Origin of the sequence: Enterococcus sp. AZ163 (genome assembly GCF_050498925.1) — a bacterium.
GTDB classification, from domain to species: Bacteria; Bacillota; Bacilli; order Lactobacillales; family Enterococcaceae; genus Enterococcus_A; species Enterococcus_A ferrettii.
Genome location: NZ_JBIPAO010000002.1, coordinates 87,354 through 109,148 on the forward strand (window position 1 = coordinate 87,354; position 21,795 = coordinate 109,148).

The following is a 21,795-nucleotide window of genomic DNA, read 5'->3' on the forward strand; positions in this document are numbered from 1 at the left end:
TTTGGCGTTTCAATTCTTTTGTTTAACATACCGGCTCCGGTTACTATCCCATAAAGTAAAACCACAAGCCAACAAAACCTGTTCAGAAGCTTTGTTTTCTGGATCGATATCAGCCGTTACCCGCTCGGCATCAGTAAAACGAAATATCTGTTCTACTAACAACCCAATCATCCTTTTACCCAAGCTCTTTCCAACAAAGGAATCTTCTCCGATCAAATAATCAATTCCATACGTACCCTTCAACGGCAGTGTGCCAAAATCTTCATCACTGTCACTGCATTTATAATACTGGCATAAACCAATCGGCTGGCCTTGCCAGCTAACAATCAGATAGGTTAGCCATGTGAACGCGTCATGGCGTTGATTTATTTCTGCCAGCCAGTCATCAATTGTAATGCCCATGTCAGGTATTTCATACCAACGTCGGACATGTTCAGCGTTCAACCATCCCTCCACCAAAGAGAGATCTGAATCTTCTAATAAACGTAATTCCATTCGATTTGACCTCCGTATAGTTGTGTTGTTTTAATTTTAAAGGATTTAGAAGGAAAGCGAAAGGTAAGGCTGGAGTAATTATTTTGTTAGATTTATAAATTGTTGTTCAAACGAGACATTTCGTTTATTAGAGGAAAATAAAAAAACATACATTATTTATCGAGAAACTTGTAGGTTTGAAGTAAATTGACTATTTTGATAGAGAGCTGTCTTTTCTTGTTTTACAAAAGAACAGGATAAAAGATGTGAAATAAATGACAAATCAGTTGAATAACTATATAAAAACCGCTTTTCAACAAAATTATAAGATAAATGACTGTTGAAAGCAACAGTTTACTATAGTTTAGAATGAGTAAATTCATTATTTTGAGGAACAAGTGATCTTTCGGTTTAAATTGGAGGGTTAAAAATCTCGTTTTTTCCCCGTCAAAATAAGCCGTCATTTAAATTAGAGGAGAGAGTTATTTTATGGGACGAAAAGGTGAGAATATTTATTTCCGTAAAGATGAACGTTGGGAAGGGCGCTATCATAAGGGGCGTAAAGCTAACGGTCGGATTAAGTACGGATATGTCTATGGAAAAACCTATGAAGAGGTACAGAAAAAGTTAACACCTTTAAAGAAAAATGCTGAGATCATGCTTCGCTTGTACGGTAAAAGCATCATGGAATTCCATGAATGGAGCGGACAGCTATTGGAAGACTGGCAGGCCAATTTGAAGGTATCGACCTATTCCAGCTATCGCCACAAATTAAAAAACTATTTGTGGGAACAGTTGGGAGATTTGTCATTGTACCAATTAGACGAACAAAATATTGGTAAAGCAGTAGAAGCTTGGCGGTTACAAGGACTTTCCTTAAGCAGCATCAAGAGCATTTTTCGCGTGTTGAATAAAACACTGAATCAAGCAGTAAAACAAGGCATACTTGAAAAAAATCCGTGTACCTTAGTTCAGCTGCCGAAAGCCATGAAAAGCAAGGTCCAAGCGCTTTCCCGCAACCAGCAAAAAAAACTGAAAAAAGTGGCGGAGGCCGATCATGATAATCGTTCTGCAGCGGTAATTTTAGCTATGGAAACGGGTATGCGGATCGGTGAGATTGCGGCTTTAACCTGGGATGAGGTTGATTTTGAACAATCTATGATTTACGTCAATCATACGTATCAACGTGTGACAGACAATCAGGGAACAAAACTTCATCTTGGAAGTGCAAAAACTGAGGCTGCCCAACGCTCAGTTCCCATGAGCGGGACTGTACGGGATATTTTGCTGCGGCTGAAAATCCAGGCTTCAGAAGAAACCTTTGTTTTTACTACAAATGGAAAACCCTGCGAACCGCGTTTGTTAACCTACCATTTTCATCGAATTCGCAAAAAAGCCCGGTTGGAAAAGGTGCACTTTCATCAGTTGCGGCACACTTTTGCCACTCGCTGCCTAGAGGCGACAGCTGATGTTTTGGCTGTCAGTCGTATTTTAGGGCACTCTTCTATTAAAATGACGTTGGATACTTACGGTCATTCTATTCAAGAGCAGCAGGTTGCAGCAGTTCAAGCAATGACAAGAGCAATCGCCTAAAAATTTTTTTGAGGTTTGTCAATTTGGCCCACTTTCTTTTTTTATTTTTTAGGAAACCGGTTTCTATCATTGTGATACTTATCACTTTCAAAAAGATCTATTTAACTCTACTTTCTTTCATTATAATTATATAATTTTGTTATTTAAAATAGTTCGAATTTTTTTAATCGCCGTCAGTTTGAGTCGTAGGGGACTAAAAGTTCTTTTAGTACCGGTCTATTTTGAGTATGTCCTGTTCTTTTGTAGAACAGGATACGAAGGAAGCAACGACGTTCTATTATACCACGTTTGTTTTCTGGTGTTTATCTAATTGGTTGCATTTTTTAGGACATGAACCATTTAGAAATCGCCAGAAATTTTAGCGAGCGTAGAATGTACACAATTAAAGAAAGGAATGGTCCATCGTGCGCCCAATTTTAGTTTTGACTAAGAATTTACTAACTGAGCAAACCCTGCAAGAACAGCTACAGCATTTGAATTATGAAGTTTTTTGTTCGGTTGCAATGCTGGAACAAATTAAGCAAAGTCCGAATCGTAAGCAGATGATTGAAAGCTATCAAGCCATTATTTTTAGTGAAACCTTGACTGATCAGGAAATTCGCGAGCTCTTAATTTATGTAAATGATGAAAATAATCTGCTGGTTCGCAAACTGATACACCAGCCTAGTGAACAGGAGACCGAGAAACTGCACCAGATGGGGATTGATCTATGGATTTTTGAAGGAGAATCGCTGGATCTAATGAGAGAGCAGCTAGCAATTCAGCTGGTCAGCTGTCAAAATAAAGAGAGCAGTGATGTTGTTTTTCTTTATCAAAAAGAACATTCGCCAAGATCGTTGGAGGATTTTAAGGAATGCTTGAGTAAAAATGAACGGTTAACCTTTGACTGTCTGATCCAAGAAAATGGTCGTCTGGTTTCCCGTGAAGCCCTGTGTTACCATTTATGGGAAGGGCCGCCCAATAATTCTCGCTTGACTCAAATCTCAGTAATTGTAAAACGTTTAAAATTAAAGCTGCGGAATGTAGGGTTTCATGAAGATCTCATTGACACTGTTTGGGGACAGGGATATCGGTTATCTCCAAAGCTGTTGCAGTTTTATGATTAAAGGGATAGTACAAATGAGAAGCTGCAAAAAACTTTCTCAGTAATTCGCAATAATATAGAGTGATTGGCAGCATCATGGATATCTGTTTCAGTCTCTAAGATGGAACCAAAAACGGTCTGGGGAAAAATAGCTTTAGAACTTATTTTAATTCAACTTTTCAAAGGGAGTCAATTTTGTGAGGGCTTCCAATAATGCTTATTTTTTTAATTTCTAATTGAACTCAATTTGTTACAGCTTCGATTTTTCAATCGAGACTTTAGGAGTGGCGGTTAATTTTCAGCAATAGTTGTCATTGTGTCCTTGACTAAACGATAAACAATAGAGTAAAAAGCCTTTTCAAAACTCAAGACACTTTTGCTTATTACTATTTGGGGAAAGTTAACTAGTTCGTACAATAATAAAAGTTAAAGAGAAGTATCCTTGAAGCTCAACTGCTTCTCGAGGGTACTTCTTTTTAGGCTGTCTAATTTTGGAAGATCATACGAATGAACATGCTCCTGTAACTTTGATTGTTAGGCCAATAGTAGTTTATTATTTTTTTATCTAATCTTTTTATATCGAAGATCCTATGAAACCAGCAATGGTAAAATAAAAGTTGGATTGGAGGAATTTATGAATAAAAAGATAATACGATCCCTGCTGATTTTGGCTATGATCCTAGTGACTGGTTTGTTCATTCAAGCTAAGAGCAGTTTTCTTTATTCAGACCCGGTTATGAAAGTTGAAGAGGCAAATATTAAGGTTGCTGAAAATATACAAGAAGTCAAAGGTCGGCTATTGAATGCAGCAGGGGAAGTAACGATTAATGAAACTTATTATGAAAACGAAGGCTTGTCGCCAGCCTATCAAAAAGGTGAGCAACTCATTTTGCAAAAGCATGGAGGCAAATGGCAGGTTTTGTCCTTAAAGCGTGATGGTTATGTCTTTATTCTTGTGGGAATTTTTATTTGGATTGTGCTGCTGATTAGCGGGAGAAAGGGAATTTATGCGTTGATTGGATTAGGAATGAACAGTCTTTTGCTAGTACTTTTTCTCTGGATCAATCTGAATAATCGCAGTCTCCCGTTGTTGTTTCTGATGTCTGTCTATACTTTATTGGCAGTATTGATTGCTATGGGAACCTCCTATGGTTTTAAAAATTTGGATTTACGTAAAATAATCGGAACCTTGCTTAGTGTTTTTCTGGCATTCATCATCTGTCTGATTGCCATGAATCAATTAAGGGATAATGGAATATGGTTTGAGGAAATGCAATTTGTTACTCGACCATATCGGTCCGTCTTCCTGGCGGGCTTACTAATTGGAGCTATTGGTGCCAGTATGGATAATATCGTTACGATTATTTCAAGCTTAGATGAAATACAAGCCAAAAATCATCAGCTTTCGGTGAAAGAGTTGGTGCGTTCTGGTCAGGAAATTGCCCAAGATACGGCTTCTTCTATGATCAATGTTCTGATGTTTGCCTATTTGAGCGGAGCAATTCCTTCCTTTGTTTTCAATCTGGCGAACGGATGGAATTTCAGCGATACCTTTGGATTGCATCTATCATTAGAAATTTTGCGAGCGATTAGCGGTGGATTTGCGATCGTTTTGTCCGTTCCCATTGCGTTGACCGCATTTATTGTTGCTGAAAATCTGAAACAAAGGAGGAAAGCACAGTGAATGTATTGCTTATTCTTACCGTAATTTTGATCGGATTAATGATTTTAGTTTTCAAAAGGAGCTCTGTATATATGATTACAGGGACGTTTATCAATTTTTTTCTATTTGTTCTGCTGCTATTTTTACTTAGTCGCGACTTCCCGGTATTTTTAGTGACCTTTATTATTTTTCTGGGAGTCACTGCGGTTACTTTATTTTATATTAATGACGTGAATGCCAAAACTAAGGTGGCTTTTCTTTGTGTAATTCTTTTTCTAGCAGTGTTTATTTTAGTGATGCTGCCGGCAATTCAAGTCTTTAAGGTTCATGGTTTTGCACTGGAAGAATTAGAAGAGCTGCAGATGTTGGATTTTTCAGTCGCGGTTCCTTTTTCAGCCTTGAATACCTCGATTATTTTGATGAGCTTTTCCGGAGCAATTATTGACAGCAGCATGGCGGTGAGCAGCTCGACCTATGAGATTTATCGACGGGGAAATAAGAGCAGTTTTCAAGAACTAATGCGTTCAAGCATGAAAATCGTTCATGAAATTCTCAGTTCTACCATTAATACATTGCTTTTTGCTTTTATGGGCTCAAGCTTGGCACTGATTATTTGGATACAGGATTTAAACTATTCTTTTTTTGATATAATCAACTCAAAGGCCTTTGTTGGAGAGCTATTGATCAGTATTTTAACTGGAGCAGCAGCGGTAGTTATTTTGCCCATGACCTCTGCCATTGCTAGTTATTTGTTTTATCATCGTCGTTTTGAAGAGGTGGGAAAATGACTAAAGCGAGTAGTGGCTTCCAGATACACAGCTTCTTGATAACTGCTAGGACGATTCTCTCGCTATTTGGCTGTTGGAGTTGCGCTAAAGGGGGTCAATCAATCACTTTTGACGTTGACTGTACCAGCAGGAATGGCAGGGAAAATGCGCCAGATAGGCTATGATACAGTCACCGTCGATTTAATCTGTCTGTAAGTTTTACATTATTGAGGTCATTTCAGAAATCTTGAAAAAATACATTTTCAACTAAAAAAGGAGTGTTGCAGGTGAGTAAAACGATTCGTTTAAAAATTCCTCAATGGCAGGGAGGCAATAATCCCACCTATTCTTTAGGTTCGGAGCTATTGTCTTGGCTGGCACCCGAAAATGAGAATCAAAAGGAGATCACTGTTCCGATCCCCAGCTATGACAAACCCTTGGATCAGGAAAATGGTGTGACGGGTCAAAGTATTGTCTTAGAGAGTGTCAGGAGTACTGCGGAAATCATTAATCAGGAGCAGCCGGATAAAATTATTACTCTCGGAGGAGATTGTTTGGTTTCGCAAGCTCCTTTCGATTATTTGCATGGTCAGTACGGTGATCGGCTGGGAATCATTTGGATTGATGCTCATCCAGATATTTCTACGCCAGATGTTTTTATGAATGAACACGCAATGGTTTTAGGAAACTTACTAGGGCAGGGCGATCCGGTTCTGGCTCAACAGGTTCAGCATCCTTTTACTGCCCAGTCCGTTTTGTATGTAGGGTTGCAGGAACCGACAGCTGATGAAAAGATTTTACTTGAAGAATTGAGTCTTGATTATAAGGTTCAAACGGATCATCGAATCAGTCCAGAGGAAATTCAGGAATGGTTGAAGTGCCAGCAGTTCGATAAGGTGGTCGTTCATTTTGACTTGGATGTTTTAGATCCTAATGAATTTCGTTCCTTGTATTTTTCCGAGCCGGGCAGAGCATCGTTCCCGTCAGAGGCAGGGAAAATGACCTTGACTGAAGTGAAAGATACAATGGCCGCTATTGCTGAGCAAAGCGAAATTGTTGGTTTGACGATTGCAGAGCTTTTGCCGTGGGATGTACAGAACCTGCAAAAGCTGTTTCAGGATTTCTCAATCTTTTTCTAAAAAAAACGAGGCTGGGACAAAAGTCATTTTTTTCGCACTAGAGGCGAACGAAAGAATGCTAATAAGCCCAATCATTCGCTTGATATTCTTATGAAGTAATATGAAACGTTGAAAAGCAGATAATTTGTAATTAGAAAAAAGATGACCTCAGATTCTCTGTTCGGAATTTGAAGTCATTTTTTACTTATGTCCCAGTCCCTTTTTCATGTACTAGCTAAAGAAAGCTAGTACAAGTGCAGGAAGCAAATTATTGATTGCGTGCGTCAGCATCGACATTTCGATCCGGTTGGTCTTGTAATAAACAAAGCCCATAACCAATGCCAAGCTGCCATAAGTAACAAAGCTGATTAAGTCAGTTGGTACGTGAATCAAGGTGAACAGTAAAGAGGATAGCAAGTAGGCAAACAGCCGATTTTCCCGGAAAAAGAATTTAAAGACAAATCCCCGGAAAACGAGTTCTTCCAAAACTGGCGCCATAACAACCATTGAGAAGAACAAGAGAATACTCGAGGTTTGACCACCAGCAAGACCTTGCAGCGCTTGGTCATTTGCGGTATTAATGGGAATGATCATGTTCAACACAACTACCCATACTCGTAGAAATAAACCAGCTCCTATCGCTAAACCAATTGAAGGGCCTAACTTCATGGCTTTTCCCATGAAGGAACGTCCATTTTTTGTCCAGATATCACTTTTAGCAGCCACAAAAACAGCAAGAGCCAGCATAGCCAGCAAAATTACAGCACCGACTATAACGCCAGTTATTCCTTTGATTGAACCTGTCATCATCACGACAGTTGTTGGCAAGGTTGCTACACACATCATGAGGAACCACAGAATAATTCGTAAGACAATATTCATTTGATTTTTTCTTTCCAATTCCTTCAACACTCCTATCTTTTTGACTAGTATACCAAAAATTGAAGGTTAAAACCTTTTTTTCATAAACGGTTCGTTTTTCGTCTTAAATGGTCTAATTCTTGTTGACCGGAGAGTCAATGAAGGCCTATAATTAAATTGACCCACAAGTCAACGGAAGGTGATGAAAATGAAGCAACCAGTAATGAAGCTTAATCAGGTAAAGAAGCATTTTGGAAAATTTGAAGCCTTAAGGAATGTTAGTTTTACTTTAAATCAAGGAGAGGTTCTTGGTTTTATTGGTCCTAATGGTGCGGGGAAATCGACGACCATTCGCATTTTACTAGGGATGTTGAAGGCAAGTGACGGACAAGCACAGCTATTTGAGCAAGATGTTTGGCATGATGCGGTCGCAATCCATCGACAGGTGGCATACGTACCGGGAGATGTTAGCTTGTGGCCCAATTTGACTGGCGGGGAAATTATTGATTTACTGCTGGAATTGAATCAGCAGACTCGTAATCAGGAGACGGAACGCCTAATTGAAGTTTTCCAACTGGATACAAGCAAGAAGGCTCGTAATTATTCTAAGGGAAATCGCCAAAAGGTAGCCTTAATTGCGGCTTTGTCACAATCAGCTGAGTTGTATATTTTTGATGAGCCCACTTCTGGTTTAGATCCTCTAAACGAACAAACTTTTCAAAGAGAAGTACTGCGCTTAAAACAAGAAGGCAAAAGCGTATTGCTTTCTAGTCATATTTTGTCAGAAGTGGAAAAGATGTGTGATCAGATTGCTATCATTCGAGAAGGAGAGATCATTGAACAGGGCAGCTTAAAAGAGCTGCGGCATTTAACTCGTTTGGAGCTCACTTTAGAAACGAAAGAACCACTGGGTGAACTGGCAAAGCAACCGGCTGTCTACGATCTCAAGTTTACCAATGAATCACAAACTAAGGCAGAGTTTACCTTGGATCAAGAGCAGCTGCCAGAATTAATGGTTTGGCTGAGTCAACAAGGCATCGTTTCAATCGTTAGTACGCCGCCCACTTTGGAAGATTTATTCTTGCATTATTATGGCGAAGGAGGCAGCTGATCATGAAAGCAGTAAGCTTTCTTTTTGTGACAAATTTAAAGCAAAATCGGTATTTGTTACTGGTTTGGGTAATTGTATTGGCAGGTCTTTTTGGAGCGATGGCTTTTTACTTTAACAGTTTGTTTGGTACTCAAGCGGAAATTGATTCTATCGGTGAGACGATGCGATCCCCTGCGATGGTCAGCATGTTTGGCGCGTTTCCTGCGGAACAATTCAAAACAACTGCTGGCTTGTTATCGGGCATGTTAACAGTTTTTATGGGGATTTTTATGATTATTTTGAATATTCAACTGGCAGTGAATGGTACTCGGAAGCAGGAAGACAGTGGTTTGCTGGAACTGGTACGTTCACGAGCTGTTGCCCGTCGCGCACCAACGTCGGCTGCCATTTTGCTACTAATCGTAACGAATGGGTTGTTGGGCTTTCTTTATTTCGGACTACTGCAGCTGGCAAACCTTCAGGACGCTAATCTTGGCGGGAATAGTTTGTTTGCCGCTTTACTAGCCAGTGCGGGTTTGATGTTTGGTCTACTGACCGTATTGCTGGCTCAAATTGCCAACGATACGAGACAAACCTATTTGTTGAGCTATTTGATTTTTGGTGTATGCTATTTGATTCGAATGCTGACGGATGTAACTGACCCTAATTTGTCCTGGTTTTCTCCACTAGGTTGGCTGACTAAAGCAGAAATCTATGTGGGCAATCGCTGGCTGCCAGTACTTCTTTTGCTCGTTGTGACGATTATTTGTGGAAGTTTGGCACTGGTTCTAGTTGGTCATCGCGATTTAGATCGGGGCCTGTTGCCTGAAAGACGCGGCCGGAAGCATGGCGGTATTTTGTTGAAGAATCCTTTGGGTTTGATTTTGCAAATGGAACGAAACATGATCATTGGCTGGGGGATCGGCATGCTGGTGTTAGGGGCTGCATATGGTTCTGTTTTCAACAGCATCGGTGACATTCTAAAAATCAATCCTACTTACGAGCAGGTATTAGGTGTTGACGCACTGCATACTGCCAATGAAATGATAATTTTGAATTACGTGAATCTTTTGGCGATTATTTTTTGTTTACTTGCGGTTGTTTGTGGTGGTATGATTTTATACAACTTAAAAAAACATGAGGAAAAAGGCTATTTGGAAATTATTCATGCTAAAGCTGTTTCCCGCAGCAAGCTTTTTTTCAGTTATTACAGTGTCGCAGTATTGGCAGGATTGATTTGTTTGGCCGCGGCTGTTTTGGGGATGGCGCTAGCTGGGCGGTTCACCTTGGATCAGGCGATTGATCAGGGCTATTTCTGGCAAACATTGGGTGTAAATAGTTTGGTTGTGATAACGTTCCTTTCTTTGGCTGCCTTCCTGGTAGGTATTCTGCCGAAATTGATTTCTTTATTGTGGGGCTATTTAATGATGGGCTTCATAGGCTGTTACTTTTTACCTTTGCTGGACTTTTCTGACAACTGGCGTAAAATTTCTCCTTTAGGCTGGACGGATAAAGTACCGGTGGGTTCATTGTCCAGACACTGGTTTATTCTTATGATTTTATTGACAGTGAGCCTAACAATTGTAGGAATGATTGGCTATAATAAACGGGATATACAGGGAGGAATTTGATGAAAGAGGTTGTCAAAGATCCGGAAAAAAAGCAGGCAATGATTGAGGCCAGTCTGAAATTGTTTGGCAATAAAGGCTTTGCTGCAACCAAAATGGAGGAAATTGCTCTGGAAGCAGGAGTATCCAAGGGTTTGCTGTTTCACTATTTTGGTAATAAAACCAATTTGTATTTAGAGACCTACGAGTATGCTCGCCAATTCTTTTATCAGCAGATCAATCCAGCGGTTTGGGCTTCGTCCAATGATTTTTCGGAAATGGTGGAGCAGTCAATGCGGTATAAGCTTGGGTTGCAAATCAAGTACCCGTTAGAGTTTAATTTTCTTTTCTATTGCATGGGAGAGATCCAACAGCTGCCTGAGAAAATCAAGAGTCAGTTGTCTGAAAAAATGCAGGAGGAGTATCAGGTGACAATCCAGTTAATTACTCCAGTCTTGGATCGTATAAAAATTAAGGCACCTTATACAAGAGACGATGTTCTGCGGGTGCTTTACTTTGTTGTACAAGGAGAAACCGAGGCGATTCAAAAGGAAATGAATAGGCATCCAGAATGGGTAAGCTTAGAGCAATTGGAACCGATGGTAAAACGCATGAAAACTTCCTTGACCCTTGTTCAAAATGGTTTTTTAAAGGAATGATAGATCGGGAAACACTGGGCAAACGATTGCATAAGCAGCAAAAATGATTTTCATCCGAACACAAATAGTATTATTAGAAGCAGTTAAGATAGTCCTACCACATATAGAAGAATCACGAGCGAGAGATGAGTTTTAATCTCTCGTTTTTTCTGTTTTAGTCCTGTCTGATCTGTGAGAGATGGTCGCTATATAAAAAATACTCTGATCACCTTAGGGCAATCAGAGTATTACAAGCCTAATTAGCGCATTCTCAAACGACGACGAATCCCTTCCACTCGAGCACCTAACAATTTGTCAGCGACACGTGTTTTCAAAGCTAAAACCATATAAGTAAAACCACCAGCAGCAGCAACAATCAAGATAATGAGTAATGATTGCGTCTTGGAAGCTGGACTAAGGAAAATTTGACAGCCCCATTTGACGATCGTAGCAACTATTCCCATGATGACTGCCATTCCGGCCATTTTCAGAATAGATTGCACAGTTGCTCGCATTGGAAAACCGGTAATCGAGTGAATTCGATCCAAAATGAATAAGTTTGCGACAAGCAGTCCAATGAAGGTCGCTAACAAAGGTCCGTAAGGTTTGAATAAGAAGGTCAGCGGCAACTGAGCAATCACCTTGACCGCAATACCGATAAGCAAGAAGCTGACTGCTTGCTTGTTGCCATCTAGGCCTTGCAGCATGGTAGAACAAACCATAAATAGACCCATAATGATTCCTACAAAGCAAGAAGCCGCCAGTAATTGCGAACCTAGTGCATTTGGTTGATAGAATAAGGTATTTAGTGGGTAAGACAGGACCATCATTCCTACCGTAGCCGGCATCATTGCAAAGAAAAACAATTGGAAATTGTTAGAAGCCAAGCTGGCCAATCCGGTAAAATCCTTTTTGGTGTAGCGTTCGGTAATTAATGGTAGACCAGCAGTTGCCATTGCGGTCCCTAAGGCAATAACTACCATCGTCAATTTATCCGGGTTGGGTGAAATGTAAGCAAACAATTCAGCGTTTCTTTCGGCGGTGTTGCTGGTTACCCACTGCATGATTTTTTCAAAAGAGTATTGGTCAATCAGCTTGAAAATACTGATGCCACTACCAACAATGATAAAGGGAACAGCCTGCATGACCATTTGAGTCACTAATTCCCGGCCTGAAAAGTTGATCTCATCTTTGCTTTCGCGTTCCATTTCACGATAAGTCGTTCGCTGCTTAAATAGTGAGAACAATAGCACGGACATAGCAGCTACTACCCCAATAAATGCTGCAAAAGTCGAATGAACTACCGCTGTTTTGTAGCTGCCATGATTAATCTGCATAATCAAATACGCTGAGGCCAGCATATAAAAGACACGAGCAATTTGTTCAATAATTTGCGAAAGAGCATAAGGCTTCATATCGCTGTTTCCTTGGAAGAAGCCGCGAATAACACTCATCATTGGGAAAATAAGCAGAACAACACTTAGCGATCGCATGACTGGGATCAAGTCTGGATTTCCTTGGGATAACAGCGGCGCTCCAAAGAACATCACACCCGCAAAAATAATTCCGCCAATCAGCATGATACGCAGGGTATAGAATAACAGCCGCTTGCTTGTCTTAAATTCGTTCATAGAATTATAACGAGCGGTTTGTTTTGCCACGGCCGCAGGAATTCCTGCGGTGGAAATCATCAAGAATAGGGCGTATACATTGTAGCCCTTCCCATAAAGGACATTCGCGGCGTCCCCATGAGGCTGCATCCACATATACCAGGGAATAACATATACGGCCCCTAATAATCGTGAAAAAATATTTCCAATGGTCAGCCAAACAGTACTTTGTACCATTTTTTCTTGAGTAGTCGCTTGTTTTTTTGATGGTGAAGCAGATTGCGGCGGCGGGGCCGTTTGAGCTGGCTGCTCCATCTCTTCTTTATGAAAACGAGACATACGGGAAACCAGCGGCTTGCCCTGATAAATCTTAGTCTCTAAATCGTTATAATCATTTTTTTCAGTCATACTAACCAGCTTTCTCCAAAAAGATTCTTTCATATTTTACCTGTTATTTCTCATAGATACAATGGTGAAAAGAAATCTTAACGGAATTCGCAAGAAATCGGTTACTTTGTATAAAAAACTCGATAGACTACTTCATCTACCGAGATTTAACCATTAGTTAGCTGCTTGTAGAAAAACCATTGATTTGACCAGCAAAATTTTCAACGTTGCGGGTTTGAATATAAATGTCCCCCACACCATGGAACTCGTTGACGATTCCTTCGCCAGTTTTAAAGCCAAAAATACCGGAAGCCACTTTAATGTCGTAATCTAAAGAGCTTGTCCAAGCAATAACATGCTGATTATCTACAATCACAGGCTCTGTACCATCCAAATGGATCTTTTCCACATCACCAAAAGCAGAAACCAATAAATGGCCGGTGCCAGAAGTTTCCATGACGAACAATCCACCAGTTCCTCCCAGCAAGGCACCTGAAAGCTTTTGCCGCTTCATTTCGTAGGTAACGCTTTGATCACTAGCTAGAAAAGCGCCAGTATTTAATCTCCAGTGCTCTTGTCCTACGTCCAATTTGAAAATAATCCCTGGTGAGGGAGGTGCAACAGCAATCACTGAACCGTTCGATAATCCGGTTGCTGTACTAATAAAGAATCCTTCCCCGCTGGAAACCGATCGGCCCAAGGCGCTTAAGGCACCACCGATGCCGCGTTTCCCATTAGCATTCATATGTCCTTCTAATTCAATCTTCCCAAGTTCATAAACCATTGCACCAGGCTCAATTCGAATCTGTTCATTCTGCTGCAACTGTATTTTTGCAATTGGCGCAAATACGCTGTCTGTAATTTCAACCTTCATAAATCACCCTTCTTTCTTTAAAAATTATACCATTGGAATGATTCAAGCGGAAAAATTTTTGGTATGATAAGTAAAAGGTAGGAGGATGAAGTATGGCAATTTTGACATTTGAAGATATTTCATTAATCCGGCAAAAAAAAGTTTTGCTGGATACAATTAATTGGCAAATTGAAGAGGGAGAAGATTGGGCGCTGTTAGGCTTAAACGGAGCAGGCAAGACGTTGCTGCTGCAAATGATTTCTGGCAATATGTGGCCGAGCAAAGGAAAACTTACCGTTTTAGGTGAAGTGTTTGGTAAGACATCCATTCCTGATTTGACTAAACGAATTGGCTGGGTGAGCAATATTCTGCAATACCGTTTTCAGCAAAATGAAACGGCCGAACGGATTGTACTTTCAGGAAAATTTGCCAGTATCGGGATTTATCAAGAGTTCACTGAGGAAGAGATGCAGGAAGCCAAAGCCATTTTAACCTCGTTGAGCGGTAAAAATTTAGTAGGAAAACCTTACCAAGTATTGTCTCAAGGTGAACGGCAAGTTGTACTAATTGCACGTGCCTTAATGGCGCATCCTGAACTATTGATTTTAGACGAACCCTGTACGGGGCTGGATTTATTTGCTCGCGAAGATTTACTGGACCGCATCCAGCAAATCAAACAAAGTGAAGATGCACCAAGCTTGCTTTATGTAACCCATCATACGGAAGAAATTTTACCGCTGATCAGTCACGTATTGATGGTTAAAGATGGTAAAATTTTCAAAAAGGGTTCAAGAGAGCAACTGATTACTGAAGAAACCCTAACACAATTCTATACACGCCCGATTGATATCCATGAATTAACGGCCGATCGTCTGATGGTTATGCCGCGAAAATAGAACTTCACTAGTTTACTTCTAACCGATTGTATCGTTAAAGTAATTAGACCTTCAAAAAGCACAAACCTTCATTAAGGACACTGGAGGTTTGTGCTTTTTTATTTTCAAAATATTAATATCGCATTTAAAATATTTGGATAAAAACTATCAAGATCTAAAAGCAAACAAAAAGCAAAAGCGTAAAAAGTACACGCTTTTGCTTTTTAACCTAATTACGTAATGTTTCCTCGGGAATTGCGGATAAATAATCCACAACACTTTGGATGACGCTCTTCATTGCTGACGAATCGAAAGGTGAAGCCAGATTGCCTGCTGCGACTGTTTCAAGAAAGGTCTTGGTTCCGCCAATTTTACAAATAGCCAAGTAATCTTCCCAAACCTGCGGACTTTTCTCGATAATTGCCCGCTGCCAGAATTGAAAAGCACAGACCTGAGCTAAAGTGTAATCGATATAATAGAATGGTACTTCAAAAATATGTCCCTGACGGTACCAATAAGTGCCACGATCCAAATCAGCGGATTGTCGGTAATCCCGTTCAGGACAATATTGCTGCTCGAGCCTTCGCCAGCAGGCTTTTCGTTGAGCTGGGGTCCATTCCGGATGAGTATAAACCTCTTCTTGAAAATGATCGACTAAAGCGCCATAAGGTAAAAACTGCAAAGCACTGCTAAGGTGGGCAAAACGGTATTTATCGCTGGCTGAACCAAAGAATTCCTCCATCCATGGCCAGGTAAGAAATTCCATGCTCATAGAATGAATTTCTGCGGTGTCCGAGGTAGGGAAGACCAGCTCGGGTTCTTCAATCCAACGTGAAAGATAGCTTTGAAAAGCATGTCCAGTCTCATGAGTCAACACGTCTACGTCATCAGAGGTACCGTTAAAGTTAGCAAAAATGAACGGCATATGATAGGCATCGATAAATTCACAGTAACCACCGCTTTGCTTACCGGCTCGACTAGTTAAATCCATCAGCTGCTGCTGGATCAACAAATCAAAAAAGTCACCGGTTTCTGTTGAAAGCTGATGATACATAGTTCGTGCTTTTTCCACCAGCTCACATTCCGTACCCTGTGGTTTAGCGTTCCCATCAGGAAAAACTAGCGGTAAATCGTAGTAAGCTAATTCCGGAAGTTTCAGTCGATCCGCTTGCCGTTGATACAGCTCTTGGTTTTTTGGCACGATTTCTTCCAAAATAAAGCGGCGGAAGGCATGAATTTGACTGCGATCATAGCTCCAGCGATTCATAGCGATATCACCATAGGCAACATAATTATCAAAACCTAATTGCTGAGCAATAGCTGTTCGAAGTTTGACAAGCTGATCAAAAATCTCATCGAATCGAGCCTCATTTTTAGTGAAAAAGCTTTGATAAATCTTTTGGGCTTTCCGACGAGTAAAGCGATCCTTAGCGGTAAAGCAGGCTGAAATTTCTGACAATGTGTATTTTTTGCCGTCAAAAAGCAGTTGAGCAGAAGCAATCAATTGCGTGTAGTGACTTATCCATTCGTTTTCCTGTTGTTTTAGCTGGACTACCTGATCGTCCAGCAGGCGAACTTGATCGTTGGCGAGTAAAAATAAAGTTTCTGGAAAAATCTGTTTTAGCTCTGTTTGAAAAGGCGAGGCAAGCAAAGCCTGATAGAATTCATGATGAACCTGATCAAACAAAGGCTGATGCTCATCCCAATAGTCATTTTCTTGGGCATAAAACCGGTCATTCGTATTCATAGAATGGCGAATATAGGCTAATTTTGCCATCGTATCTATCTCTGTCCTCAGTCTATTCAATTCCTTAAGCGCTAATTTAGCCGTATCAAAGCCTGACGCTTGAGTAAAGAGAGTTAACTGTTCTTTAAAGGTATTCCTGTAAACATCAAAATTCGGACGTTCGTAAGCAAATTGCTCAAACTGCATAGTGATTCCTCCCAACACTTTTCTTTAGTATAACCTATCAAATAAAAAAACAGCAGAGGAAAAAAGAGCCAGATGGGAATAACTTCCGATCTGACTCTAGAAAAGACAACTATTTAATGAGCTGCGCCTTCTGTGCTTAACACCTCATCTAATGGCGTATAAGTCATTGATAAGTCCTTGGCCACAGCCTCCAAGGTTAATCTTCCACCATAAGTGTTGACACCACGATGCAAAGCAAGGTTGTTTTGCAGCAGTTCTTCTAGTGGGTTGTTCGCTAATAAGTTTGCATAATTTAAGGTACTATTGCTCAATGCGTAGGTTGCAGTTTGTGGTACGGCTCCGGGCATATTGGCTACAGCGTAATGTACGACGCCTTCTTTCATATAAGTTGGATCATCGTGAGTGGTTACATGATCCACGGTTTCAAAAATTCCTCCTTGGTCAATCGCCACATCAACAATAACTGAATAATCAGGCATGCCTGCAACCATATCTGTTGTAACTAAGGTAGGGGCTTTATGTCCAGGAATCAGTACAGCTCCGATGACTAAATCCGCTGTTTTTAATGCTTCCTGGATGTTGTAACGGTTAGATAATAACGTTTGAACCTGATTGTCAAAAATCGTATCTAGTTCTTTCAAACGAGGAACACTAACGTCTAAAATGGTTACGTTTGCTCCCATGCCCAGGGCAATTTTAGCAGCATTGGCTCCAACTGTTCCTCCACCAATTACCACAACATTTCCACGGCGAACGCCAGGAACGCCAGCTAACAGAATTCCTTTTCCGCCGTTCACACGCTCTAAATAATTGGCGCCAATTTGTGAGGCCATGCGTCCAGCAATTTCACTCATGGGTGCTAGTAATGGCAAAGAGTTGTCAGCCGGCTGCACGTTTTCATAGGCAATTGCCGTAACGCCGCTTTCAATCAATGCTTCTGTTAGTTCTCGATTTGCTGCTAAATGAAGGTAAGTGAACAATAGTAAATCATCACGGAAGTATTGATACTCTTCTTTTAGTGGTTCCTTTACTTTCATAACCATTTCTGCAGACCAGGCTTCTTTGGCAGTTTGAACGATAACAGCACCAGCTTCTGCATATTCTTCATCCGCAATTGCAGAGCCTTGTCCGGCGTTGGTTTCTACCAAGACTTGATGCCCGCGACTGGTTAGATCAAAAACACCAGATGGCGGCAAAGCCACACGATTCTCATTATTTTTAATTTCCTTTGGAATACCGATTTTCATAGTATCACTCCTTTTTATGTTTGTAAGCGATTACTAGTATATTGTATCGAAGATCTTGCGAAAATCAATTAAAATGTGTTAAGAAAGTGAAAATTCTTTTATTATCTTGCTGATCTTGTGAAGGAAAGAGCATAGACGGAATGGAATATTTTGAAAATAAAAAGATAAGATTCTCTTTCAATGAAAAGTTTTTCATTGCGAAATCCCTTTAAACTAGTGATAATAAAAGTAGAGCAAAGGAGTTTTTATATGTCAAAAAAAACCCAGACGGATATTATAAAAGAACAAATCAGTTTTATTGAAGCTAGAATCACGCGTTATGAAGAGCTAAGAGACGGCTCAATGATGCGACGCATTCTTTTTGGCGGGGGCCGTCAGTCAAAATTAGGCTTTCTAGGTTTGGTGATTGGCTTGGTCTTGCTTTTATATGCGGTTCTACATTATTCTGCAGGCTTGGAAATTGGATTAATTGGGCTATTATCGGTTCTACTATTAAGCTATTCACTGGTTCAATTAAACGTAATTCGTAAAAAGAATCAACCAGAACGGTTTGAACGTATGGTAACGAGTCTAACCCAAGAGAAAGGCTCCATGGAAAAGGAATTGCAGCGTTTATCTGCTGTTCATCGTGAAATTAAAAAGCAATAAGAAGAATGAAAATGGCGCATTTATGTGAACTTTTCACAATAAAAGCAGTGGAGGATTTTACAAGACTCCGCTGCTTTTATTCATTCTTATGTTTTTTTTCTGATAAATTTTTTCCACCATGTGCTGAAGTTTGTGCAATTTGAAAATGCTGGGGCATGATTCAATAGCCAAAATGGGGGTAGAACAGGGCGGCAGGTCAATTTCCGAAGTACGGAGAATCAAGTCATGGTTGTTAAGTTCTTCCAGATAGTTAGTTTGGTCTAGATAATTGAAGGTGCTGTGGGAAATTGTATAATTACCGCGTGCGGATGATTGAATTAATTGAGCTAACAGACCCTCTCGAGTTGTAGGATCGGAGGCTGCAATTAGTAAGCGAACAGGTTCATCATATTGCTTCATACCGGTTAGGCATTCCGGTACAGCAGCAATAAGCTGATAAACATAGCCAGTTATAAATTCCTCTGATTGAAAACAATGATATTTTGTTGTGAATCGCGTGACCAACTGGCGAATCTTATGTACACAATGTGCATGAAAATTTTCCAACAAATTAATATAATCCTGTTTCCCGTCACGCAATAGACTGATGTATTCCTTGGTATCAATATGATACAGATTTTGGTTGATTAGCAGATCAGTCAATTGACTTTTCTTTTCACTGGTCAAGGGCTCCAGCAGCAAATCATCAAACTCTTCAACTAGCTGGTAATGATTGGCGTATTGCTGAGATAAAAAGTAATTGGTGAACAAGGCATGCCGTTTTTGCTGCTCACCCAATAAAACTAAGTCACAATATAAAAGCCAAAAAGACTCTTTCATTACTTCGTGTGTATAGCCGATCCCCAATTCTTTCACTAATTCTTTATCAAATTCCCTGCAGATCTTTTGGTCTGGCGGTGTAACGTGTAAAGAACTCAAAAAATATTGCGGGAAAAAATGGTGGTGCTTGACGCGTTCCAGGCTAATAAAGAACATCATCCGCAAGCGACGATACTGTGCATACGAGCAATTCAACTGATTATTTTCTATTAATGAGCGTAACACAGCGTCGCCTTTTTCAAACAATTCATTGGAATAGCACAACTCATTTTTTTGGGTCTTTTTTTCGAAAAAAACCAAATAGAAAAGGTGACGAATCGCTTTTTCATTTCCTACAATACGATAAGGCTTGCGTTCTATTGTCAAATTCCAACGAGCAATTACGTTCTCTAATTCTGTAAGATGAGCTTGCAAAGTAGCAATACTGCAATGAAGTGCTTTAGCTAACTTTTGCAATGTAAAAAATTCTTCAAAAAGTGTTATTTCCAAAATTTTGAAAGAAAGCGATTGGCGAATTAACGAAGAAATAAGGGCATCAATCGTTGCATTTTCGGCTACCATTAAGGAGTATAAACCGTTTTCCCGATGAATATAATAAGGATCTTCATTCTGATTAACCGCCCGGATATAACGTGACAAAGCAGGAGGTGTACAATCTAGAAGTTGTATCAGCTGATCGCTTGTTTTAGGATGTTTAGAATAGTATAAGGTTTCGATCAACAGCAGCTTACGCTGACTTTCACGTTTGAGCAAGCAGCGCAGGTTCATACAACTTTCCCTTCCTTTGTTAAAAATGACTGATCATAATTGTCAATAAACTGTTGAATCGACCGAAAATCTTTTAAGGTCGGATAGGAATTAATTAAGATTATTGGGCACTTGCTTTCCAGCTCAGGCATCGTAACATCAGTGATAAGCAGATCATAGTTCTTAGTTAGACGAGTTAACTCCTGTTGCGTAATAAAAGGATAGCTGTGATAATGATAATCCAAAGACTTGCCAATCCAATTTTTCAAAATGTTTCGCCAAAAGCGTTCTTGATTTGGTGAAGTATCCGACAACAGCAGAACGGTTAAAGGTTTTTCTTGAATGGAAAGCCGATCCAATAAATTATCAATTGACACAATCAAGCTGTACAAATAAACGTCCATCGTCTCTTCAAACACGGGCAGTCGATGCCTGCTTAAAAACTTCCCAATTATCGTAGTTAAATGATTCATAGGACGGGCATAGATTTTCTTTAGCTGCAGGAGGCTGTACTTCTTTTGTTGAGACAAGATTTGTATTGGTCTTTTTTTAGGGTAATAGATGAATAACTCATTTCCTAAATGACGCAGAGCTTCTTGAATTTCATTTTCTGACAAGAGATTCCCTGAGGCCTCATTAATTGATTTTAGCAACCTGATATGTTGAGAATAAAAACGTGCCAAATTTTTATTGTTTTCTTGCAAACTATCTTGCTGCTGAGCAGTTAAGACAAGATTGCCGGAGAAGAGCGGCCAAAGAGCCTCCACAGACAAATTATCATTAAAGATTAAGCGACATTCCATTTTTATCCGAAGAATCAATTCAGAATGTTCCGACTTTTCTGGTAGTTGTAAACACGACGTATCGGCCTGATCAATATTCAGCTTATATCTCCTCCGCCGCCGATGCAGGCAAATTAGGAAATTGTGCATTAGATAGAAGTGAACGTTCATCGTATTTTTCACCTGGTTATTAACCAACAAAACGCGAATATATTGATCAACTAGGTGGACCAAGGTCGATGAAAATCCATAATCCTGAAAAGAAAAACGATGCTCTTTAAAGAACAGGTAATAAAAATGACGAAGAAGTTCCTCGTTGCCTGCAATTCTTAAAGGGCGGTTACGTAGTCTAATTTTCCATTGTTCAAGAAGTGTGTTCAGTGGGTTCAACTTAGAATAGAAGCTTGAAAAACTGCAATTTAAATAGTTAGCATTCTCTTGAATAGTATCAAAGCGTTGAAAAAATAATCGTTTTAATACTTGGAAGTCCAGTGAAGTTTTTAATGTTTCCGCATACAATGAATCAATAGAAGCATACGAGTGAAATTGTACGATATACCCGCCCTTGGTTTTAAAAATATTTAAAGGAAATTTTTCATTGTTTAACGCGTAAACGTCTTTGTGCAAAGCTGGTAATGAGCAGCCTAATACATTCGTTAAGTGATCGGCAGATAAAGGGTAATCTGCATAATAGAGCAATTCAACTAAGTGAAGTCTTCGTTTGGTTTCTAGTTTCAACATTTCCCGTACGTTCATTTTCCCATTCCTTTTTAAGCTAATCTAATTTTGAAAAGTGACAAAACAATCACTATTTTGGTGAAAAACATCACCTTTAGTTATTTATCTAAATATAGTCGATAATCATTATAAGGAAAAAGTTGTGATAATAAGCGAAAAGTGTAAGGCTTAAAAAAATCTTAGTAATAATTATTTTATTTTTGATTTCCAATTAAATAAAAAAGAAATTTAGCGGAAAAATTCGCGAAACTGAGAGATAAC

At 39.8% G+C, this 21,795-nt stretch carries 19 protein-coding genes; 11 read left to right on the forward strand and 8 right to left on the reverse strand.

Going from position 1 to position 21,795, the window contains the following annotated elements:
* Positions 1-9: 9 nt before the first annotated feature.
* Entirely contained in the window at positions 10-495 is a 486-nt protein-coding gene (locus IGI46_RS18865; protein ID WP_429974046.1) for a GNAT family N-acetyltransferase, read from the reverse strand.
* 468 nt (positions 496-963) lie between these two features.
* Here IGI46_RS18865 and IGI46_RS18870 point away from each other — a divergent pair, with 468 nt between their 5' ends.
* The 6 genes from IGI46_RS18870 to IGI46_RS18895 all read left to right on the forward strand — a co-directional run bounded on the left by IGI46_RS18870 (position 964) and on the right by IGI46_RS18895 (position 6,720).
* Entirely contained in the window at positions 964-2,067 is a 1,104-nt protein-coding gene (locus tag IGI46_RS18870; protein WP_429974047.1) for a tyrosine-type recombinase/integrase, read from the forward strand.
* Positions 2,068-2,471: 404 nt separating this feature from the next.
* Complete coding sequence (locus tag IGI46_RS18875; RefSeq protein ID WP_429974048.1) at positions 2,472-3,173, forward strand: helix-turn-helix domain-containing protein; 702 nt, start codon at positions 2,472-2,474, stop codon at positions 3,171-3,173.
* 612 nt (positions 3,174-3,785) lie between these two features.
* Positions 3,786-4,835 carry a YibE/F family protein gene (locus tag IGI46_RS18880; protein WP_429974049.1) on the forward strand — a complete coding sequence of 350 codons (1,050 nt, stop codon included), beginning with the start codon at positions 3,786-3,788 and terminating at the stop codon, positions 4,833-4,835.
* The gene (locus tag IGI46_RS18885) at positions 4,832-5,602 is read left to right on the forward strand and encodes a YibE/F family protein (RefSeq protein WP_429974050.1); all 771 of its coding nucleotides are present in this window, start codon (positions 4,832-4,834) and stop codon (positions 5,600-5,602) included. Before IGI46_RS18880 ends, IGI46_RS18885 begins: the two co-directional genes overlap by 4 nt.
* A gap of 66 nt (positions 5,603-5,668) precedes the next feature.
* The gene (locus IGI46_RS18890; RefSeq protein WP_429974051.1) at positions 5,669-5,797 is read left to right on the forward strand and encodes a hypothetical protein; all 129 of its coding nucleotides are present in this window, start codon (positions 5,669-5,671) and stop codon (positions 5,795-5,797) included.
* 71 nt (positions 5,798-5,868) lie between these two features.
* On the forward strand, positions 5,869-6,720 hold the full coding sequence (locus IGI46_RS18895) for an arginase family protein (RefSeq protein WP_429974052.1): 852 nt from the start codon (positions 5,869-5,871) through the stop codon (positions 6,718-6,720).
* 210 nt (positions 6,721-6,930) lie between these two features.
* Here the strand turns inward: IGI46_RS18895 and IGI46_RS18900 are convergent, their stop codons facing one another.
* Positions 6,931-7,599, reverse strand: a complete 669-nt coding sequence (locus IGI46_RS18900; protein ID WP_429965186.1) for a CPBP family intramembrane glutamic endopeptidase — start codon at positions 7,597-7,599, stop codon at positions 6,931-6,933.
* 169 nt (positions 7,600-7,768) lie between these two features.
* On the opposite strand from IGI46_RS18900, the gene IGI46_RS18905 reads away from it, so the two are divergent.
* The 3 genes from IGI46_RS18905 to IGI46_RS18915 are packed head-to-tail and all read left to right on the forward strand — an operon-like array spanning position 7,769 to position 10,916.
* Positions 7,769-8,671 carry an ATP-binding cassette domain-containing protein gene (locus tag IGI46_RS18905; RefSeq protein WP_429974053.1) on the forward strand — a complete coding sequence of 301 codons (903 nt, stop codon included), beginning with the start codon at positions 7,769-7,771 and terminating at the stop codon, positions 8,669-8,671.
* 2 nt (positions 8,672-8,673) lie between these two features.
* Complete coding sequence (locus tag IGI46_RS18910) at positions 8,674-10,281, forward strand: ABC transporter permease (protein WP_429974054.1); 1,608 nt, start codon at positions 8,674-8,676, stop codon at positions 10,279-10,281.
* Positions 10,281-10,916 (forward strand): TetR/AcrR family transcriptional regulator, encoded by a 636-nt coding sequence (locus IGI46_RS18915; RefSeq protein ID WP_429974055.1) that lies wholly within the window; start codon positions 10,281-10,283, stop codon positions 10,914-10,916. The genes IGI46_RS18910 and IGI46_RS18915 overlap by 1 nt, the downstream gene beginning before the upstream one ends.
* A 239-nt stretch (positions 10,917-11,155) precedes the next feature.
* Here the strand turns inward: IGI46_RS18915 and IGI46_RS18920 are convergent, their stop codons facing one another.
* Entirely contained in the window at positions 11,156-12,820 is a 1,665-nt protein-coding gene (locus IGI46_RS18920; protein ID WP_429974225.1) for a putative polysaccharide biosynthesis protein, read from the reverse strand.
* Positions 12,821-13,070: 250 nt separating this feature from the next.
* Positions 13,071-13,766 (reverse strand): TIGR00266 family protein, encoded by a 696-nt coding sequence (locus tag IGI46_RS18925; RefSeq protein ID WP_429965183.1) that lies wholly within the window; start codon positions 13,764-13,766, stop codon positions 13,071-13,073.
* 92 nt (positions 13,767-13,858) lie between these two features.
* On the opposite strand from IGI46_RS18925, the gene IGI46_RS18930 reads away from it, so the two are divergent.
* Positions 13,859-14,641, forward strand: a complete 783-nt coding sequence (locus IGI46_RS18930) for an ABC transporter ATP-binding protein (protein ID WP_429974056.1) — start codon at positions 13,859-13,861, stop codon at positions 14,639-14,641.
* A 208-nt stretch (positions 14,642-14,849) separates the two neighbouring features.
* Here IGI46_RS18930 and IGI46_RS18935 read toward each other — a convergent pair whose 3' ends face one another.
* Both IGI46_RS18935 and ald read right to left on the reverse strand, forming a co-directional pair.
* Positions 14,850-16,553 (reverse strand): M3 family oligoendopeptidase, encoded by a 1,704-nt coding sequence (locus IGI46_RS18935; protein ID WP_429974057.1) that lies wholly within the window; start codon positions 16,551-16,553, stop codon positions 14,850-14,852.
* 113 nt (positions 16,554-16,666) lie between these two features.
* Positions 16,667-17,800 (reverse strand): alanine dehydrogenase, encoded by a 1,134-nt coding sequence (gene ald, locus IGI46_RS18940; RefSeq protein ID WP_429974058.1) that lies wholly within the window; start codon positions 17,798-17,800, stop codon positions 16,667-16,669.
* Positions 17,801-18,049: 249 nt separating this feature from the next.
* Between ald and IGI46_RS18945 the strand changes: the two genes are divergently transcribed.
* A complete protein-coding gene (locus IGI46_RS18945; protein WP_429974059.1) occupies positions 18,050-18,448 on the forward strand; it encodes a hypothetical protein in 399 nt (132 codons plus the stop codon).
* A gap of 57 nt (positions 18,449-18,505) precedes the next feature.
* Here IGI46_RS18945 and IGI46_RS18950 read toward each other — a convergent pair whose 3' ends face one another.
* On the reverse strand, positions 18,506-20,035 hold the full coding sequence (locus IGI46_RS18950; RefSeq protein WP_429974060.1) for a helix-turn-helix domain-containing protein: 1,530 nt from the start codon (positions 20,033-20,035) through the stop codon (positions 18,506-18,508).
* Positions 20,032-21,552, reverse strand: a complete 1,521-nt coding sequence (locus tag IGI46_RS18955; RefSeq protein ID WP_429965177.1) for a helix-turn-helix domain-containing protein — start codon at positions 21,550-21,552, stop codon at positions 20,032-20,034. The genes IGI46_RS18950 and IGI46_RS18955 overlap by 4 nt, the downstream gene beginning before the upstream one ends.
* Positions 21,553-21,795 lie beyond the last annotated feature (243 nt).

Coding starts and splice junctions, on each gene's coding strand:
- IGI46_RS18865 (WP_429974046.1), bottom strand. CDS start 495: ATGGAATTACGTTTATTAGAAGATTCAGATCTCTCTTTGGTGGAGGGA.
- IGI46_RS18870 (WP_429974047.1), top strand. CDS start 964: ATGGGACGAAAAGGTGAGAATATTTATTTCCGTAAAGATGAACGTTGG.
- IGI46_RS18880 (WP_429974049.1), top strand. CDS start 3,786: ATGAATAAAAAGATAATACGATCCCTGCTGATTTTGGCTATGATCCTA.
- IGI46_RS18905 (WP_429974053.1), top strand. CDS start 7,769: ATGAAGCAACCAGTAATGAAGCTTAATCAGGTAAAGAAGCATTTTGGA.
- IGI46_RS18910 (WP_429974054.1), top strand. CDS start 8,674: ATGAAAGCAGTAAGCTTTCTTTTTGTGACAAATTTAAAGCAAAATCGG.
- IGI46_RS18915 (WP_429974055.1), top strand. CDS start 10,281: ATGAAAGAGGTTGTCAAAGATCCGGAAAAAAAGCAGGCAATGATTGAG.
- IGI46_RS18920 (WP_429974225.1), bottom strand. CDS start 12,820: ATGGAGCAGCCAGCTCAAACGGCCCCGCCGCCGCAATCTGCTTCACCA.
- IGI46_RS18925 (WP_429965183.1), bottom strand. CDS start 13,766: ATGAAGGTTGAAATTACAGACAGCGTATTTGCGCCAATTGCAAAAATA.
- IGI46_RS18930 (WP_429974056.1), top strand. CDS start 13,859: ATGGCAATTTTGACATTTGAAGATATTTCATTAATCCGGCAAAAAAAA.
- IGI46_RS18935 (WP_429974057.1), bottom strand. CDS start 16,553: ATGCAGTTTGAGCAATTTGCTTACGAACGTCCGAATTTTGATGTTTAC.
- ald (WP_429974058.1), bottom strand. CDS start 17,800: ATGAAAATCGGTATTCCAAAGGAAATTAAAAATAATGAGAATCGTGTG.
- IGI46_RS18945 (WP_429974059.1), top strand. CDS start 18,050: ATGTCAAAAAAAACCCAGACGGATATTATAAAAGAACAAATCAGTTTT.
- IGI46_RS18950 (WP_429974060.1), bottom strand. CDS start 20,035: ATGAACCTGCGCTGCTTGCTCAAACGTGAAAGTCAGCGTAAGCTGCTG.
- IGI46_RS18955 (WP_429965177.1), bottom strand. CDS start 21,552: ATGAACGTACGGGAAATGTTGAAACTAGAAACCAAACGAAGACTTCAC.